The following is an 18,581-nucleotide window of genomic DNA, read 5'->3' as shown; positions in this document are numbered from 1 at the left end:
AAAATTAATGAAACACATCCTATACTTTACCTCTTTCCTCCTATTTATAAGTTCGGCTGCTTTAGCCCAAGTCACTAAAAAAGATATTCAAGCGCAGCTGAAAAATAAATCTTTGCCAGAAGTAAAAGCTTACCTAGAAAAGCAAAACAAAGAAATTGAGAAGATGCTTAAGCTTTCTTCTACTTCGTTAAGGATAACCCCTGGAGATGTTGATTTGAAAGATGTGAGAACCACCGAAAGGTTCGACAATTCGCCAAAAGAGCAAATAGAGAAGCAGTTTGCCAAAACACTCAATAGATTATACTTCAGTCCGAGAGTGGTGTACCCAAATACAAATTTGAGCATTAGTTACAGTGCCAGAAGTTTAATGTACAGCGTTAGGGATTACGATGATTACAAATTCCCCGAACCAGTTTTAAAACTTAAAAAAGTTTATTATCAAGATGGAAAAACAGCAGACTTTAACAAAGAATTACATGGCAGAAGTGATGAAACCGTAGACGAAATTAAAGGAACCAAATGGATAGATAGCATTGAACTAGAAGCCAGCTACCATTATCCAGAGGCAATGCCTGTTATTAATTTAAGTCCGCAGAAACCATTGCACCAATTTGCAGCAGGTAAAATTGAGTTAGTTTCTGTTACTGAAGGCAAAGCAAGCTTAAAATTATCACCAGCAGTAAAAGAGAAAATCTATAAGGTTGAAGGTATCAATTCAGCAGGCAAAGCGATAGAGCAATACGGCTCGTCGTCTTCTAGTAATTCGGCTAATTTCTCGGCAGAATTTTTAAATCAGTATCACGAAGCAGGCAAAAGTACCATCGAAAAAATTGAAAAATCTGCGTATAAAGACGTGGATGAACTGATAGAAGATTTGTACTCAAAAATCCCGAAGGAAGATAAAAACAAGCCTGAAAATTTGGTGAATGCCATTTACAATTTCAGAGGGAACATTACACAAATCAACATTTTCTTGAAGCCAGAAAAAAGCACCATAAACACCTACAGGTTTGTGTTGCAAAGCACCATTAAATACGCTGATGGTTATGGCGTGGCATATGACAAGAAGGATTTAGCTGGCATTTTAGATAAAGAAGGAAAATGGATAGTGCAGCCTAAATACGAAGAATTATCCCACTACAAGGGCAATTATTTTATGGGCTCGGTTGGCGAAGATGGCTATCGCACCATTTTGTGGCTAGATAAAACTAACCGTAAACTAGACCCCTTCAAGTATCGCTTTTATCGTAATGAGCCAATGTTAGATAGGTATTATTCCATAGAAGATGGCGTAAATGGTCCGAAAGGTTTGATAGATATGCAAACCAACAAAGTTTTAATAGAACCAACCTTAGACAATATTAGCGTACAGGGCAATTACATCGTGCTTAGAGATAAAAAAGATGACGTTTATACCCTGCTTAATAAAGATTTAAAACAGGTATTAACGCTAAAAGACAACGATTTTAAGGTAAATAACAATTTTATCTTCGTGAGCAAACCCTACACTTCTAAAGATAAATTTGCAGATTATTCAATCCTCAGCAATACGGATGATATTTATAACACTGAAGGCAAAAAAATAAACAAGGAAGATTATGTTGTAGAGACCTACGATTTTTTTGGGATGGACAGCTTATTGCTCGTTAAAAACAAGTTTGGCAAAAAAATATTCATCAATACCAAAGGCGATGTAGTCATAGACGATGCTAAATACAAAGATGTAAAGCCTTTCTCTTATGGCTTGGCGCCTGTTAAAAATGATGAAGGATATTGGGGTTATATCAATAGTAAGAACGTTTTGGTTATACCTTTTATGTATGACGAAGCGAAGAATTTCTCTAAAATTAGTGCACTGGTAAAAACCAATATGGGTTACCGACTAATAGACCATCAAAACAAGGTGATTAAGAAATTTAACGACGGTTTTAGAAGTATGAAGATTACCAAAGATGCCGACAACCTTACTTATTACAACTATAACGGCACTACCTATAATTCGAAAGGAGAAATTCATAAAGGCGATAGGTAGGATTTTTTCGTCATCGTAATTGCGAGACAGTTAAACGATGTATAAGAGATTTTATAGATCGCAAACTTAAACAACTAGATTTAGGCGAATCATGGGAAAAGAAATTAACGTAAACAAGCCTGCACTCATTACTGGAATAGCAATTCTTACCATCTGCTTATGTATCATTTTACCAATTGAATACCGAACTGCTTCATTTCTATCAGACCTAAAATATACTTTTTTTAGTCTTACCTTGGCTATGCTTACGTTAATGTACAGCTTAATGGGCAGGCATTTTCTTAAAGGATTGCTGTTTCTACTATTCAGCATAATTTGTGGAATTATTTGTTGGTTTCTGTTGTTTCCACTTCCCGAGATAGCCAAACCTTCATCGAAAACTTTAGAGTTATTTGTATTTTTCATATCTGCGTTTGCAAACTTATCATCCATGGTTATGGGCACGGTAACTGGTATAATTGCAGGGCTCATATTTCTGGCGGTTAACTTCTGGTTTTTACAGGATGAAAATCGCTATAAACTGTTTGTAAAAAGGTTATTGGTTTATTTGCCGATTTTACTTTTGGTTGCCTTTGTATGCCATGAAGGAGGCGATTGGATTTACGCTGTCACGCAGTATTTTAAAAGCAAATAGCAGGATTTTAGAATTTAATGCGCTAAGCTATCCTACAACATCTGTTCAATTTGGCTTTAAGATTGCTTTATAATCGCAATCTACGATTGTCTAACCAATGAAAGAACAAATATTTGTATGTACAATTCCGCTTCAAGCGATTTTTTTAGCACAAACCCAATGACTAATGAAATAGAAATGATTGAATTGATCAAAAGTTGAGGAAAACAATGGTAGTATTTTTCGGCAATTGCAGCCCCGCTTTTCGTTATAATCTTTTTGTCGGCGCTGCTATTAAAAACTGTCATGCTAAGCTTGTCCAAGAATTTGGCACCTATAAACAATCTTTCGACAAGCTCAAGATGACAGTAACAAAAAGTATTACCACTTCAATCGGGTTTAAGGTACAAAGCAAGTAGCACTTTTGAGGGGCTTCACTTGCACCGCCTCAAGTACAACAGCCAAGCCCGATAGATGAGAGCGGAAAGCCGGACGAACATTAAAAAGAGATCAAAAATTACGCTTCAAAATATATGTAATAGCTAAACATGAAACACAAACACTACCTAATTTTAATTTTTACAATTCTATTTTCACAAGCTTGCAGTCAACAAAAAACGCCACAAACGGTAGCGGCGAAAAAGTACATTTCCACGCTACAAGCAATGAAATTTGACGAGCTTAAAGAGCAGGCGAAAAAGGATACCGCACTATTAAATAAGCTCATCAAAACGTCAACCTTTACCTTGCAACTGACCTCACATTTTTCATCGGGAGAGAAAAGTGCGGTTAGCCAATCGGCACCTGAATTTGACATTAACCACAACGAACCTAAAATTACCGAGCTTTTTAACGATTACTGCAAGCATTTGTTATTTGAGCAAAACTTTAGAGATAAGGCAAATGAGGAGAAATTTAGCCTTTACGGACAAGATTTATTTTCGTACGAAAGCAGGTTTTATTTAACCGACGACAACCACATTATTAAAGAGAAAGACAGCTTGTTTAAGCCTTACAAATCTAGCGTGGTTACTAACGAAGAGGCTTACTTTTTTAGAGGCAAAAAAATAGCAAAAGCTGACATAGGCATGAAGCGAATTGACAGTATCGAGGCTGATTTGAGTTTGAAACTGCCGACCGATTTCGAGAAATTCTCTATCCTAAAATCTGATAAAACTGTTAAGTATAACGATTATCAGATTGAGGTTGAAAGCATAAAAGAAAACTTGGCTCAGCTAAAATTACCAATTGCTTTGTATAGCGAGATCATTGCTTATCAAGCTACAAACCATAAAAATCTGAGGATGAATATCATTGCATCAAGCGCTACGCCAATGTTGTCTATCGACAAAAAAGTGCAAGAAAGTTTGAAAGAATTGCTTGTGATTTTTACCGATGTGCTGAAAGAAAGTGATGAGAAAAATGCCAAAGAAAAGCTAAATACGATTAACCAAAATCACATAGATGCCAAAAATGATATGGTTGAGTTTGACGTTTATTTAGACAAACTTTCTAAAGATAAAGCGAAACTTGAAGAGTTGGGCGATGTGGGTTTGTACAATGAAATTGCCAATACAAGCAAAAAAGTGCTTGGTGTGCAAACACAATTTGTGCTGGTAGAATTTGCTGACGACATTAAAAATATTGACGTTTTTGTGGCTACAAAATCTACATTGTTGCAAAACAAAAAGATGGTAAAATATGGCAACCACTATTTAAACCCAAAATATTTTGATGAAAGCAAGCCGAACATTGTTTTTTATAGTCATGAAACTGGGCAACAGTTTGGGATAAGTAACCGAGATGGCGAAGTGATTATTAAACCAACTTTTGGCGAATTGAGACAGCTTGCCAACGAATATTTTATGGGCGATGAGAAGCTGTATTGGCTAAATGTGACCGGTAAAAAGATGTTGGCTTTACCAGCTTACAAAAATTATGCGCAAACCTTAAAGCCTGGTTATGACGTTTTTGAAAAAGCAGTTGGCGACGATTACAAATATGGCGTAGTGTTAAACCGTGAAAAAGTAATTCTACCTTTTGAATATTACGGTATAGAAAAACATGAGCATTTTATTATCGCCAACAAAACACAAAACCTCGATGAACTTTATGATTTAAACTTTAAAAAGTTACCAAATAAAGACATTCAGGAAATTCATGCAGTAGATAAATTTATTGCTTCAGACATTAAATTTCCGGCAATTTTTGTAGGCGAAGGTAGCAACAGAAAAAAGGCTTTGGTTGATAAAAACTTGAACTTGTTAACTGCCTTTAAATACGAATTTATCAATCCGTTTTTTGGCGTAAATAACTACTACATTGCAGGTGTTAGAACCGCCGATGGCAGTAATTATTGGTACGGAATTCTAGACGACAAAGGCAAAGAAGTGGTACCTTTTATCTTTTGCAACATCAGCGAAGAATTTGACAAAAATGGCAAGCTGAAATTCTGCTTAAAAGACAAAAAGGAAGCAATGGATTTTAAGGCTTTTTTGCAGAAGTATAAAAAATAGAATTAATGAAAAGTACATTACTAAAATTTGCCATTGTACTTGCTGTCTGCTCTGCAGTACATATTTTAGTTAGTCTTTTTTCGAGCTTAATCGTCAATAAATTTATTTTAAATACGCGGCTAGCAAACTTTACTATGTATGATGGTTACGCAAATTTCAGCGTTCTTCTAACTTATTTTCTGTTATCAGCTTTGCTGGTTTTTGATAAAATTAAAGGCAATGTTTTAGTAATTACAATGAGTTCATTTTTTGCCTTTATAATTTTTAAGGCCTTTGTCATCGACATTGCTGAACATTACTTACGGTTCTATGTAAAAACTGAGCAAAACGGCGACTATAGCTTCGAGATTTTAAAAAATCAATTAGGCAAACAATGGAACAACATACTTTGGGAGTTCGGCAATTTGGGTCAGTTTTTGTCATTCCTCGTTTGGATATTTATTGGTTTGCTGGGTGTTTGCTATTTATCCCTTTGGGTAAAAAACATTGTTAAAAAGAGAGAGCTCGTCTAAGAATTGATTGCCCGAGAAATTGATGTTTAAATGAAAAAACGAAAATTACTTAGCCAACGACATCCATTTTTGTACTTCTTGGCAGTTGGTGCGAGGCGCCTCAAAAGACGGGTAGAATGGGTTATAGATGGCAAGAAATATGCATCTGATAAACTGAGAGAAAAGCTATCATTTCGCATCAAAAAACATCAATCTGTATTGCTTAAAAAACTTGGCGAAAATAATGAGCAGTTGCAAATCAATAAAGTAACCAACCTAAAAATTGCCGTTGCAAGAATAAATAGTATCATCATTAAACCTGGCGAAACGTTCTCTTTTTGCAAGCTGGTTGGTTTGCCTACAAAAAAGAAAGGCTACTTATTGGGCATGGAGCTATCGTTCGGACAAGCAAAGGCTGGCATTGGCGGCGGCATTTGCCAAATCTCCAACCTCATCCATTGGTTGGTTATCCATAGTCCGATTACCATTACCGAAAGGCACCACCATTCGTTTGATCCATTTCCAGACGACGGTCGTGTGTTGCCGTTTGGCAGTGGAGCCACCGTTTTCTACAATTATCTAGATTACCAGTTTACCAATAATACGGCACATACATTTCAAATTAATTTATGGTTTAGTGATAAATGTTTAGAGGGCGAATTACGCGTAGATACTGAGCTGGATTATGCCTATCATGTAGTAGAAAAAGAACATCAATTTCTAAAAATAGATGGACAGTTTTATCGTAAAAACGAAATCTGGAGAGATAAAATACTAAAATTTGAAGGTGGCAGAGTTGTTGCAACAGAATTGGTGATGAAAAACTTTGCAAGGGTTACGTACATACCAGAAAGTTACAACACACAACCCGATACATCGCAATGACAGAATAAAACCATGAAAGGACAGTATTAAAAATAGATAGATGATAAAAAGATCTTTGTTAGGATTATTCTTGTTAGCCTGCTTTCATGCCTTTGCGCAAAAAAAGCTGGTTAAGGACATCGATTTTGATGGTAAAGCCGACACGATATACATTGACCAAAAAGAATGGAAGATAGTTTGCAGGTTATCGAGCCAAAACTTTAAAAAACTCAAAAGCAAATACATAGAAACTTCTGGCGATAATACCTTTCTCGAACCAAAGAAAAACGGTTTTGAAATTAAAGTCAACTGGATGCGTGCTGGTTACGCCTGTCAGTTTAGGTACGATAAAAACGAGAAACGCATTAGAGCAATCGGAATTACGGAATACGCTTTCGGCAATGCTGCTAACGACGGCAGTGGCGAGGCAAGTTACAATCTACTTACTGGCGACTACATTGGCAATTGGAATTACTACGACCATTTAGCTAACAACGAAAAAGGAGAGTTGGTTAAAATCCCAACCATAAAATTGAAAATGCAGTTTAAGAAAATTTACCTAGAGGATTTTAATGAGGGAGCCTATTATACAGTAACTGACAAAATTAGGCCACTGGTGGAAAAGCATGAAGATTTAGAAAGAAAACGACGAACTAAAAATTAGGGCGATGCGCTAGTAAATTGTAGGTTTGGCGATAGAAAGTTTTGGCTTGTTTGCAATGAACTTACTGTTTTAAACCCGACAGAAGCGAGCATCCCGATTTTATAGGGATAAAGCGGATGGCGGGACTTTCGGAACCGATAAGTGCTGAAACTTGCTTTTCAAAAAAATAAATGATGAAAAAAATATTACCTATAATTCTCGCTTTGGTAAGCATTAGCGTATTTGCGCAGAAAAAAACGCCTCCGCCACCAGTGGTAAGAACTGCAGGTACATCGGATATTTTAAAAACAGATAAACGCTTGGCTGATTTTAGTGTTAAGAGGATAAAGTTCAATGTTTATTTGGGCTATCAACAACCAGAGCGGATGATTAGACAAGAGAAAGGCGATACGTTGCAGGTTTACAAAATCACGAAGGATAAGCTAAAGTTTAGCGATTTAGAGGTTGTGAAATTTGCAACAAGAAACGGCAAAATTATTGGAGAAGGAAAGTTTAGTTTAGTTAACGATACGCTTATTGTTACGCAAAATATGTACGATTATATTGGGGCTTATAGCATGGTTAAAAAATATGTTACCGATAAATGGGGCTTGAAAAAAGTGAGCGAGGATATGAAAGGTATTAGTTTGGAAAACTTAACAGGAAGGCATTTGAAACCTGCAGAAATGAAAGTTCCACCACCAGCAAGAAATTAATAGGATGAAAAAGCTCATTTATTTTATGTGTTTATTGGCTTCGTCGGCTTTTGCTCAGCAAAAACCTGCCAACAACTGCCCCTGCTCTGTACCGTCAGATATTAGCACTTGGAGCCCAGAATTTAAAAAAGGATTTGACAAAAAAAGCATCTTTAACAGTTTTGCATATACCGTAAACGGGATTTACATTGCCGAAGACCGAGACAGTGTTTATCAAATGAAGATTATTGTAGACCCAAAATCGTACGGTACGTTTGTGTACTACCAGCACCTAAGTTATAGTAAAGCAAGGCTGATCAATAAACAGGTTACCAATTGCGAAAGTCTACCGAATGTACACGATGGCGGTTGGGTTGGCAACAATATTTTTGAGCCTAAAAATGCAATCAATAAACAATTTGTGGGCTCTGGCTTTTTTGTTGGCGAAAGTTATTTACGTGTAGATAAAAGTCATTTTTTCCGTTTGTACAAGTGTGATCAAAAAACCGAATTTGGTATTCACGATGCTGATAGACAACGTTATTACCGCAAAGTTTATTGGGAGCCAGAAGGCGATTTTACCGAAATTTCTTTGCGCAGTTTTACCCAAGTGGATGTAAAAAAATATACTAAACAACAATTGGCCGAAATGCGGAATGCAGTGTATGCTCGCTACAATTATGCTTTTAAAGAAGGCGGAAAATGGTATCAGCATTTTAATAAAAAGCCAGATTACCGCTGGAACCATTTTAAGGATGTAACGCCGTTTTTAACGCATGTAGAAAATGAGAATATTAAGTACATCACTGCTTTTGAAAGTGCCGATTATTACGATAACCAGTTTGAAAATAAGTTCGTGGATTTTTGGCAGAAACTGAGAACTACGGCAGTGGAAAATGACCTAGAAAATCTGTATCCTTTAGTTCAATTTCCGTTTATTGTGAATGGCGAGCATGATGGAATGCCCGAGCTTAAAGTTAGCCAACAACAGTTCGCCAAAATTTGGCCCATGCTTTTGCAACAAGAAAATTATGATACCAACAAAGCTAACAAATTGGTTTCATGGCTTTCTAAAAGTGTGTTTAGCAAAGCTGATGCTTTTGCAGAGCAGATGATACATACCAAATCTAATAGCATCGCAAATCTTGGTTTCGAAAACATGAATGGCGTTTGGAAATTGAGAGGCGCCTATGCTGATAGTGAGTTATATCCGAAAATACAAAGTATGCTTAAAGCGAAGTAATTTTATGTTTGGCTATGCTTAAGACTACAACAAATTACTTCTTGATGGTAATCACTCTGCCCGTAATTAGCGTAAACTCATAAACTCGATACAAGCCGTCGTCGGTCATTTCAATGCTTTCTACCAAACCTGTTTTGCTGAAAGTATCGGTTACCAAATCGCCCTGCTTAACTTCATTGAGCACATCTAGCGGTGTATCTTCGTTTAATCTAATCATCACTTATTTGGTAAACATTAGCCCGAAGCCAACAAAATCCGCTTCGGTACCGTGTATATATATTTTTGATTGTAGCGCCAAATTACTATTCAATTTGTATTTCACACCCGCTGTCCAATAGGTGTTTACAGGCAATAGGCTGTTGTAATGGATGTAGTAGCCATACTTTGCCATAAAAGCTAAATTCCCCATCCATAAATCTGGTCCAACCGCAGCACCCACACGCCATTTATCAAATGATGATGCTTTAGATTGATAAGTTTCCAAAACTCGGTTCGGATCGTAAACAGTATGGTAATATACCGCGTCCAGTCCGCCACCAAAGGCCAAATAAGAAGTTAGACGGTAGTTATAGCCACCGTACAAACCTGTTCGCCATAATCCGTCTCTGCTTTGATACACACCTCTCCTACCTACATTAACCCCTAAATCGAAACTGTGCTTTTTAATTGTCTCTTTCTCGAAACTAGTTTTCTCTACGTCGATATTATCGTTTAAGGCTCTTGCTACGCTTAAACCAACGCTTACCACGTTTAAGCCATTATTAGGTACCCGTGTTCCGCCGTTAGAATAATGTAACACATCTAAATTTGCAGATACCTCTGTTTTCTTATTGATAGGAATATTTAATTTTAGCCCTGCCTTTAACCCGAAATTAAGTTTACTGCCTACTACAGGATTTTCGTTACTAAACCACGATTCTCCTGCATATAGAACTCCAAAGCCTGGTGTAAATTGCAATTCAGCCTTGCTGATATTCAACAATGGGAAAGTCAACCCGCCAAGTAAGCCGTAACTATCACCGAACTCACCGTTTTGAGGAGCTGCAATTCGGGTTACGTTATCCATTCGCTTGTAGTTAAAAATGACGTCGATGCTTTTAATACCCAAATCGCTAGACCAACGCCTAGGTTCGCGATTGATATTGTAATGGAAAATGAGCTCGCCGCCGTAAGCACTACCTTGTAGCTTGTTTTGGTTTGCACTAAAACTGCTGATCGCTTTTTGCAAATTCAGTTCGAGGGTGTGTGCATTTTGCTGCGCTTTGGTACTTCCGAAACAAGAAAAACATAAAGCCGCAATTAGAAAGCAACTGGTTAATTTCGATATTTTAAACATTTATTTCAATGGATTAGACAACTCAAAAGTATGAAATTTATTTACGCATTGTCCATTTAATGCCCGTTAACAGCTGCTTTAAAAACAGTTCATTGGTGTAAGCTTCTGGTGTATGACCTAAACCAGTGTAAAAAACCCGTCCGCCATCAAATTTATGGTACCACACAATGGGATGGTCGTTGTTCATCTTTCCACCCTGATAAGAAGTTTCATCAACTTTTACCAAAACCTTCACATCTTTATTGAAGGATTTGAAATTGTACCACTCGTCGGTATGTAGCCAACTTTCGGGCATTCCTTTCATCAATTTATCTTTCGGTTTAACCGATATCAACTTTGCTTGTTGCACTTTTGGATGATTGGTAAAAAAAGCTCCTATCATTTTCCCATACCACTCCCATTCGAAACAAAAGTCTGTTGCCGCATGGATACCAACTAAACCACCACCATTATTAATGTAAGTTTTTAAAGCCTGTTTTTGCTCATCGGTAAATACATTGGAACCGGTTGGATTTAGAAAAATGAGTGTTCGGTAATTGCTTAAATTTTCGTTGGTAAAACTATTCACATTTTCAGAAGTATCTATTGCAAAATTATTTTCGAGGCCTAGTTTTTTGATAGCCAAAACACCATTCTTAATAGATTTATGCCGATAGCTTTTAGTCAGCGAAAAAACCAAAACTCTATCAGTGTTTTTAGCCTTTTGTGCGGGAACATCCAAATTGAAGATCAGCATAAAACCTAAAAAGATAAATGCTGTTAGCTTAATTTTTCTCATTGCAAAAAGTATCGATGTATAACTGCTCTACCTGTTTTCTGGCCCATTCTTCTTTCCTTAAGAATTTTAAGCTCGATTTTACACTTGGATCCTTAATAAAACAATTAAACCGCAGGATATAGCCTAACTCTGCCCAGCCGTAGTGTTGGCTTATTTGTGTAACAATGGTTTCGAGTGTTTTACCGTGTAACGGATTATTCTTTTGTTCTGCTGTAGGCATACACAAAGGTAGCAGGATTAGTATAAAAGTAAAATGCCGGCAACTACGATGTAATAGTGCCGGCTGGTTTTTGATAGGTATTAATATTTTGATTATCCGATGTATACCAGGGGATTACTTACATTAGGAATCCCTTGATGATAAGTAGACAAAGATTTGATAGCTTTTATATTTACAATTCGCTCGGGATATTTATTGATCAATGCGTTGATCATTGCCAAGCCAATCTCTTTAGTGGTATTTATTCTGTTAGGCATCAAGATTTTCAGTAACGGAAAAATTCCATAAATAACCTTGTCGCAAAGTTGCATGCGCTTTTGCTTTGCTAAGGAAGCGACCATGCCTACCCTGAAAAAGTACAACTTCTTAAATGTCAATTTCGCAAGTGCGTTTTCCGTCTTTCCCATTAGCCTATCCATCATCACTTTTCCCAGCTCTGTAGTATCCGAATTTGAGCTCGATAAAAAACTGAAAACAATATTTGGATTAAGTTCGAGCAAGCGACAAGCTAAACTCAAAGGCATATCTAGTGCGAAATGAGCGCAAATTCTTTCATCTAAACCAGCCGATGGGCATTGTGTACAATAGAAACATGCGTCATAACCTGTTAACTCCTTCTCATAAACATCTAACTCTAAAAAATCTGGAATAATTAATTCTCTCAGTTTAGGATGTTGTACTTGTTTAGGCCATCTGCTTACCAGCAATACCTCGGATATAGCAGTGCTTTCAAGACATTCTTGCAAAACGCCTTCGCCTACTAACCCATGAGCACCATTAATTATTACCTTATATTGCATATCAGCAAAAAATTAAATCCAAAAACCTACTTACTGCTTAACAATCTTAAATTCAGTCCTTCTATTGAGCTGATGATCAGCCTCGCTACACTTAACACCATTGATACATTCGTTTACAGGTACGCTTTCACCGTATCCCTTGGCGGTAATTCTACTTTTCTCGATGCCTCTATCTATGATATATTGTACTGCAGAATTGGCTCTACTTTGCGATAACCATTTGTTATACTGATCATTTCCTCTACTATCTGTATGTGAGCCTAACTCTATCCAAATCGTCGGATTTTCTTTCATGATAGCTACCAATTTATCTAACTCAACTGCCGCATCTTTTCTGATGTTAGATTTGTCGAAATCATTCCAGCAACTGGAGTACTACCAGTTGCCAAACTCCAAGTAGTGGCATTGGTTAAGTTAACTCTCGGAAATAATAAACCTTTGCTATTGTGCTCTAGCTCTAAAATAGATGCCTTATTAATAGTCGTTGGATTATCTCCAATCTTAACTTGTGCAATTGCGGACTCCGCATAAATACCTAACACCACGCAAAGCGCAATGCCTTTTAAAAAGTTTTTCATAGATTGATGTAGGGTAAAAAACTGTGCTGCTGGCAAAATACCCGCAACTCAATTGCCCATTAGCCAAAATCTGTGCCTACATCAAAAAAACATCGGTAATGGTATCTAGACGGCATTCCACAACTAATTTTGACTTATTTTAATTGTTGTTATTTTTACACACTTAGCGCAAGCTCCTCCTCAAAATACAAACACAAAAAGCTATAAATCAACCATTTAATACAACAAAAAGGAGTAAAAAACAATATATTAAGGTAATTTTAGTTGTCGTAAAATCTTTCTCAATTTATTAAGACGTGTAACGCAATACTAAACAAAGTAATATAATACTCGCTCCCAACAGAAAAAGGTGCGAAAATCTAATTTCCACACCTTAATGATAACAACAGATTAGATCACAAAACTAGCCTACCGTATTTCTAGGATTAGATCTAGTATTTGTTGCGCCAGCTTTAGATATCTTATAATTCAGAGAGAAATAGAAATAACGATTAATGGTATTGAAACGAACGTCTTCCATCCTACTTGCATTCACTGTTCTATCAATATTGGTGTTCTGATTTAAAATATCGAAGCCTTTAATTGCGAGTGTAACCCTTCGTTTCATTAGGTATTGTTCTAAACCAGCATTTAGCAGAAATACATTATTATTAAACCCATCGGCCCTGCCTGCCGTACCATTATGCTGCAACTCTGTATTGATACGCATATTCTTCACAAACTCCCAACTTACACTAGCATTGTTCCAGAAACTGAAATACTTGTTATCGACAGCTGCTGGCAGAGAATTATTTACCATACTATATTGTACACCCAAATAAACACCTGCATTTAGTTTATTATCTATATCGTAACTAAAATTCGCATTTGGTCCAATGTTGTATCTATCAGTTGTATTTTTCTCTGTGTTAATATAAGAAGATAGATGAGATGTAAAAAGGTTTACGCCATACCCCATTCTTAATCCTTTAATTTTTGTCGGCTGACCGAAGAAAGTACCAGTGTTGATGAAATAATTTCCATCAACATTCACTGGCTGCACATGCTGAACGCCGTTCACGTAATTTACGCTATTACCAATAGCATCAAGCGAGTAATTGATTAGGAAATAGCCATTCCAATATTTGTTATTATCTGCACTAAAAGTATTGAAATTAATTGCCATACGGTGATTTTTAGTTGCTTCCAGATCTGGATTTCCTATTCTTTGGTACAATGGATTGTTATTATTTTGAACTGGCTGTAAATCGTTAACCGAAGGCAGGTTTACCGAAGAATTGTAGTTTAACTGTATGGTATGGTTAGCTTTATTCTTAAAATTGATGCTTATTCGTGGCAAAACATTGTAGTATTTTTTATCTAACTGGTTGATACTTGTTCCCACACTATTGAATGCCGTTGCATCTAAGCCCGTTTCCTGCAAACCAAAACCAAAGTTGTAGGTCCACTGGCTACGGGTATGGATAAAACCAAACCTTGCACTTTGTTGCCAATTCCTATTATCTAGTGAATTCGAAAAATCGGGTACAATGGTTTCATACATATCTGTGAGGGTATTGTAATCGAAAGTAAGTTGCTCTGCGTCTACCCTACTCTGGTTATAAAGGTATCCAACATTAGCGCTCCACTTCTTATTCAGTTGGCGCATATAGTTTAAGTTAAGTGTGTATGATCTTGAGACATTTTCTTGTCGAGCTTGCTGGTTAATCAAATCTTCATCGGTAGCACCATTTTCATATTTGTTGATTAGCGAGTTGTTGGTCCAATTGGCATTGTAAGTATTTTGCGTACCGTTTAACCTAAAAGAAACCGAGCCATTCTTTAACCGACGCAACGCTGCAAATTCGCCAAAGAGTGCAGGTGTAGTATTTTTTTGATCGAAATACTGGGTACCATCATTGGTTTTACCAGCGGCATCGAATGCAGAATTAAACCTGCGATCGTTGATATTTCTGGTGTAGTTAAGAATGATATTTGGTCTGAAAGTGATATCGGTTAAAGAATCTGGGTGATACTCTGCCTTGAAATTGAAGCGGTGTGCTTGGTTATCAGAATTTCTTACGGAAAGTTCAGAAGTCCTCAATACATCATTACTATTGATATCCTGAATAGTAGATAAACGATTACCGATACCATTTGAAAAATAGGTAAAGTAACTGCTGCTGATGGCCAACTTATTATTTTTGCCCCAGCTGTTGCTATAATTTACACCACCGCTATGGGTTGTTACCTCTCCTATTGCATTGTTATCGAATACTCCAGAACCGCCGATGGTGGTACGCCCATTATTTACATTGATGGAGAAACTACCTCCAGCTGGTGGAGCAAAAATATTTCCGATGTTTCCGCCAGTAAAACTGTTTAGATCTTCGAACTGGAAGCTAGCATTACTGAGATTATTGCTCATACCTAATACCGCAAACTGCAGGTTTTTATTGAAATGATTTGCACTCAAATAGCTATTGTAGCGGTCCGTTGTACCGCCCGCCAAGTTCGCATTACCGAACCAGCCATGTTTTTTATCTTCCTTGATAGTTAGGTTAAGCACTTTCTCACGCTGACCATCATCTATACCTGTAGCTTTCGCCTCCAGTGTTTTACTGTCTATCACCTGTACTTTTGCAATGGCATCTGCTGGTAAATTCTTTGTTGCCGTTTTTGGATCGGTACCAAAAAAATCTTTCCCATCAACAGTTAGCCTTGATACTTTTTGTCCCTGCACCAAAATATTTCCGTCGCGGTCTACTTCTACCCCAGGAAGTTTCTTCAACAATTCTTCTACTGCAGCGTTTGGTTGCGTTTTAAAAGCACCGGCATTGTATTCGATTGTGTCGGGTTTTATTTTAACATTGGCCTGCTGACCCGTTACGTTTACTTCTTTAAGTTTCAATGCATCTTCTTGCATTTTCAAGGTGCCCAATTCTAAGTTCCCAGAAATTTCAATTGGCTTTAAAATTGATTTATAACCTAATGCAGAAACTTTGAGGTTGTACTTTCCACTCTTCAAATCTTTAAACGAAAATTCGCCATTAAAACTGGTTAACGCACCTGTTCTTTTATTAGAATCTGCCTGTTCGGTTAACAATATAGCAGCGTAAGCTACGGCTTCCTTATTAGTTTCAGATTGTATTTTACCAGACAAACGATTTTGTGCGAAAGTCTTCGTAGTTAAAAAGCAGCAGATAATTAGAAATAGTTTTGTTTTCATTTATGTATTTTTTGGTTTTGTGTAAGCTCAGGTTTAAGACCTACAATTCATAAGACGCAAAGCGATTCGGAATGTGACACTTTTTTTGAAAAAAATTTGAAATATTTTTTCATGGGATTATGTTGGACAAAAATGTGACGATTTCGACCTTTCCACAGATAAGTTTTATTGATCGGATGCATAGTTGGATGGCAGTTCAATCCTCCTCCCTAACCCCTCCGAAACATCGGAGCAGGCTATCCAAAGAGGGACGCATGGCGCATAAGCATTTTGCATATTATATATTTTGTAAGAGACGGAGTAAATAGTACTGGCTTACAAAAAGTGCTTACGCATAAATTAAGTGCAATTTGAGGGGAAAAATTTGTTCCACAGGCTTATGTGATATAGACCTGATTGAAGCGAACATGTAGCCCATGCAATGGGCAAATAAAGCGGAAAGCAGGACGGGTTTGAAATAGATGCAACTGAGACTGCTCTTCTAAAACAAAAAATCCCGCAAGGTTAAACTTACGGGATTTATATTCGCTTAGGATGGTAATTAGTTACCTGTCCATTTGTTATTATCTGCGTTGCTATCTGGCAATGTTTGTTGCGGATCTAGTACTACCTCTACCACTTCTTCTGTAGTTGGGTAACGTACCACCCAGCTGGTATTTTTCATCCAAACATCGGCAGCTACTTTGATTAATTCTGTTTTACCACTTTTGGTTTTAATACCCAAAATGATCGGCATCGGCATTTTATCCAAGTTATCAACTTTGATGTTGTAAGCAGTGATAGCACCATTATTTTTGACTTCTTTCACTTCAGAAATGCCTTGATCCATTTTCCAGTTATTTAGGAACCAGCTTTTCCAGAACCAGCTTAAATCTTCGCCAGCAGCATTTTCCATGGTACGGAAGAAATCGTGAGGTGTTGGATGTTTGTACGCCCAGTTATTGATGTACTGACGGAAAGCGAAATCAAATCTATCTTTGCCCAAAATTTGGTCTCTTAGCACATGTAGTGCCCAACTTGGTTTATAGTAAAGGTTAATACCGATGTTGGCTTCGGCCATACCATCAGGCATTAACATCATGTTTTCGAATTTTGGATTACCAATAACTTGCTTACCGATGGCATGCATGTTCATTTGACGTGGTTTGTACTCGCCGTTGTTAAATTCGGTGCTCGATAAATCGTTGATAAATGTGTTGAAACCTTCGTCCATCCAACCGAATTTGCGTTCGTTAGAACCTACAATCATTGGAAACCAAATGTGACCAAACTCGTGGTCAATTACTCCCCAAGCATCACCTTTCTTAGCTTTCCAACCGCAAAAAACGATACCAGGATATTCCATACCACCAATGTTTGTAGCTATGTTTACTGCCATTGGGTAAGGATATTCTAACCACATTTTTGAGTAGTGCTCGATAGATGCTTTTACATATTCTACGGCTCTGCCATAACCATCGTTACCATTGCTTTCTACTGGATGCGCAGAAACTGCCAACGATTTTTTACCGCTAGGTAAATTGATACGTGCTGCATCTAAAACAAAGGCTTTAGACGATGACCAAGCCGCATCTCGGGTGTTAACCATCTTGAATTTCCAAGTGAGTTTATCTTTTGCAGGACGAGATTTTGGGTCTGTTACTTCAGCTTCAGATCTGATGTGAACTGTCTTGTCGCTGTTTTTAGCTTCGTTCCAACGTTGTAATTGTGTTGCTGTAAATACCTCTTGTGGGTTTAATAATTCTCCAGAACCCATTACAATGTGATTTGCAGGTACAGTTACATCGAAAGTGATGTCACCAAATTCGCAATAGAACTCGCCAGCACCCCAATAAGGTAGAGTGTTCCAGCCCAAAACGTCATCATATACGCTCATACGAGGAAACCACTGCGCTACCGCGAAGATTTCGCCATTTTTTGTGGTTAAATGTCCTGTTCTGTCAGATCCCAGTACTGGAATTTGATAGGTATAATCCATTTTAATTACTGCTACATCGCCATTTGCAGCCATTGGCTGGTCTAGGCGAATTTGCATACGTGTATCTTCAACCAAAGAAGTGAACTTTACAGCTTTAGCTTTTTGAGAAACCGAAAGGTTGGTAATTTCATAGCCTCCCTTAAAGTTTTCGCCCTGCGCACCATATCTACTTTTAGCTGGTGTAATAGACAAACCACGAGAACCTTCCTTAAATGAGTTTTGGTCTAACTGCAACCACAAATAAGGCAACTTTTCTGGACTATTATTTTTGTACGTAATGGTGATAGTAGCTTTAACTTTGCTGGTAGCTTCGTCTAGCGTGGCACTAATGTTATAATCTACTCTGTTTTGCCAATATTTTGGTCCGGGTGCACCACTCGCAGAGCGATATTCGTTTCCATTTTGGGTGTAGAACAGTGGGCTAAAAGCTTCTTCTGGTACATATTTAGAAGCTGGCTTATCTTGAGCAAAACTCAATTGTGCAAATAATACGGTTATCGCAACCGCAAATGATTTCAATAAGGTTTTTTGCATGTTTGATTAATTTGTTACTAAGGTAAATGGAAAATAGCAATTTTCAAGTTTG

General features: G+C 37.3%; 16 protein-coding genes and 1 pseudogene. 7 read left to right on the top strand and 10 right to left on the bottom strand.

Going from position 1 to position 18,581, the window contains the following annotated elements; translation table 11 throughout:
* Positions 1–7 precede the first annotated feature (7 nt).
* Positions 8–2,032 (top strand): WG repeat-containing protein, encoded by a 2,025-nt coding sequence (locus tag AC23ME_RS18940; protein WP_487729316.1) that lies wholly within the window; start codon positions 8–10, stop codon positions 2,030–2,032.
* Between the two features lie 66 nt (positions 2,033–2,098).
* On the opposite strand, the gene AC23ME_RS18935 is transcribed toward AC23ME_RS18940, so the two are convergent.
* Positions 2,099–2,503 carry a hypothetical protein gene (locus tag AC23ME_RS18935; RefSeq protein ID WP_487729315.1) on the bottom strand — a complete coding sequence of 135 codons (405 nt, stop codon included), beginning with the start codon at positions 2,501–2,503 and terminating at the stop codon, positions 2,099–2,101.
* Positions 2,504–3,193: 690 nt separating this feature from the next.
* On the opposite strand from AC23ME_RS18935, the gene AC23ME_RS18930 reads away from it, so the two are divergent.
* From AC23ME_RS18930 to AC23ME_RS18905, 6 genes are all read left to right on the top strand, one after another.
* Positions 3,194–5,161, top strand: coding sequence for a WG repeat-containing protein (locus AC23ME_RS18930; protein WP_487729314.1), 1,968 nt, complete (start codon positions 3,194–3,196; stop codon positions 5,159–5,161).
* Between the two features lie 5 nt (positions 5,162–5,166).
* On the top strand, positions 5,167–5,673 hold the full coding sequence (locus AC23ME_RS18925) for a hypothetical protein (RefSeq protein WP_487729313.1): 507 nt from the start codon (positions 5,167–5,169) through the stop codon (positions 5,671–5,673).
* Positions 5,674–5,703: 30 nt separating this feature from the next.
* Positions 5,704–6,537, top strand: a complete 834-nt coding sequence (locus tag AC23ME_RS18920) for a VanW family protein (protein ID WP_487729312.1) — start codon at positions 5,704–5,706, stop codon at positions 6,535–6,537.
* A gap of 40 nt (positions 6,538–6,577) precedes the next feature.
* Positions 6,578–7,180, top strand: a complete 603-nt coding sequence (locus tag AC23ME_RS18915; protein ID WP_487729311.1) for a hypothetical protein — start codon at positions 6,578–6,580, stop codon at positions 7,178–7,180.
* A 173-nt stretch (positions 7,181–7,353) separates the two neighbouring features.
* Positions 7,354–7,875, top strand: a complete 522-nt coding sequence (locus tag AC23ME_RS18910) for a hypothetical protein (RefSeq protein WP_487729310.1) — start codon at positions 7,354–7,356, stop codon at positions 7,873–7,875.
* A 4-nt stretch (positions 7,876–7,879) separates the two neighbouring features.
* Complete coding sequence (locus AC23ME_RS18905; protein ID WP_487729309.1) at positions 7,880–9,097, top strand: hypothetical protein; 1,218 nt, start codon at positions 7,880–7,882, stop codon at positions 9,095–9,097.
* A 34-nt stretch (positions 9,098–9,131) separates the two neighbouring features.
* Here the strand turns inward: AC23ME_RS18905 and AC23ME_RS18900 are convergent, their stop codons facing one another.
* The 9 genes and pseudogenes from AC23ME_RS18900 to AC23ME_RS18860 all read right to left on the bottom strand — a co-directional run bounded on the left by AC23ME_RS18900 (position 9,132) and on the right by AC23ME_RS18860 (position 18,529).
* Positions 9,132–9,314: a hypothetical protein gene (locus AC23ME_RS18900; protein WP_487729308.1), complete on the bottom strand. Its 183-nt coding sequence runs from the start codon at positions 9,312–9,314 to the stop codon at positions 9,132–9,134.
* A gap of 3 nt (positions 9,315–9,317) precedes the next feature.
* The gene (locus AC23ME_RS18895) at positions 9,318–10,433 is read right to left on the bottom strand and encodes an acyloxyacyl hydrolase (RefSeq protein ID WP_487729307.1); all 1,116 of its coding nucleotides are present in this window, start codon (positions 10,431–10,433) and stop codon (positions 9,318–9,320) included.
* 37 nt (positions 10,434–10,470) lie between these two features.
* The gene (locus AC23ME_RS18890; protein ID WP_487729306.1) at positions 10,471–11,211 is read right to left on the bottom strand and encodes a ThuA domain-containing protein; all 741 of its coding nucleotides are present in this window, start codon (positions 11,209–11,211) and stop codon (positions 10,471–10,473) included.
* On the bottom strand, positions 11,198–11,431 hold the full coding sequence (locus AC23ME_RS18885) for a VF530 family protein (RefSeq protein WP_487729305.1): 234 nt from the start codon (positions 11,429–11,431) through the stop codon (positions 11,198–11,200). The genes AC23ME_RS18890 and AC23ME_RS18885 overlap by 14 nt, the downstream gene beginning before the upstream one ends.
* A gap of 92 nt (positions 11,432–11,523) precedes the next feature.
* Complete coding sequence (locus AC23ME_RS18880) at positions 11,524–12,231, bottom strand: Rossmann-fold NAD(P)-binding domain-containing protein (protein ID WP_487729304.1); 708 nt, start codon at positions 12,229–12,231, stop codon at positions 11,524–11,526.
* A 30-nt stretch (positions 12,232–12,261) separates the two neighbouring features.
* Positions 12,262–12,588 (bottom strand): annotated as a pseudogene (locus AC23ME_RS18875) (OmpA family protein); the annotation flags it as partial.
* Complete coding sequence (locus AC23ME_RS18870) at positions 12,543–12,809, bottom strand: hypothetical protein (protein WP_487729303.1); 267 nt, start codon at positions 12,807–12,809, stop codon at positions 12,543–12,545. The gene AC23ME_RS18870 and the pseudogene AC23ME_RS18875, both read right to left, overlap by 46 nt.
* A gap of 403 nt (positions 12,810–13,212) precedes the next feature.
* Positions 13,213–16,017, bottom strand: coding sequence for a TonB-dependent receptor (locus AC23ME_RS18865; protein WP_487729302.1), 2,805 nt, complete (start codon positions 16,015–16,017; stop codon positions 13,213–13,215).
* Positions 16,018–16,558: 541 nt separating this feature from the next.
* Entirely contained in the window at positions 16,559–18,529 is a 1,971-nt protein-coding gene (locus AC23ME_RS18860) for a M1 family metallopeptidase (RefSeq protein ID WP_487729301.1), read from the bottom strand.
* Positions 18,530–18,581 lie beyond the last annotated feature (52 nt).

This window comes from Pedobacter sp. T50_32, from assembly GCF_057652195.1.
Note: the sequence above shows the minus strand (reverse complement) of the source record. Positions and strands in the feature narration are given on the sequence as shown.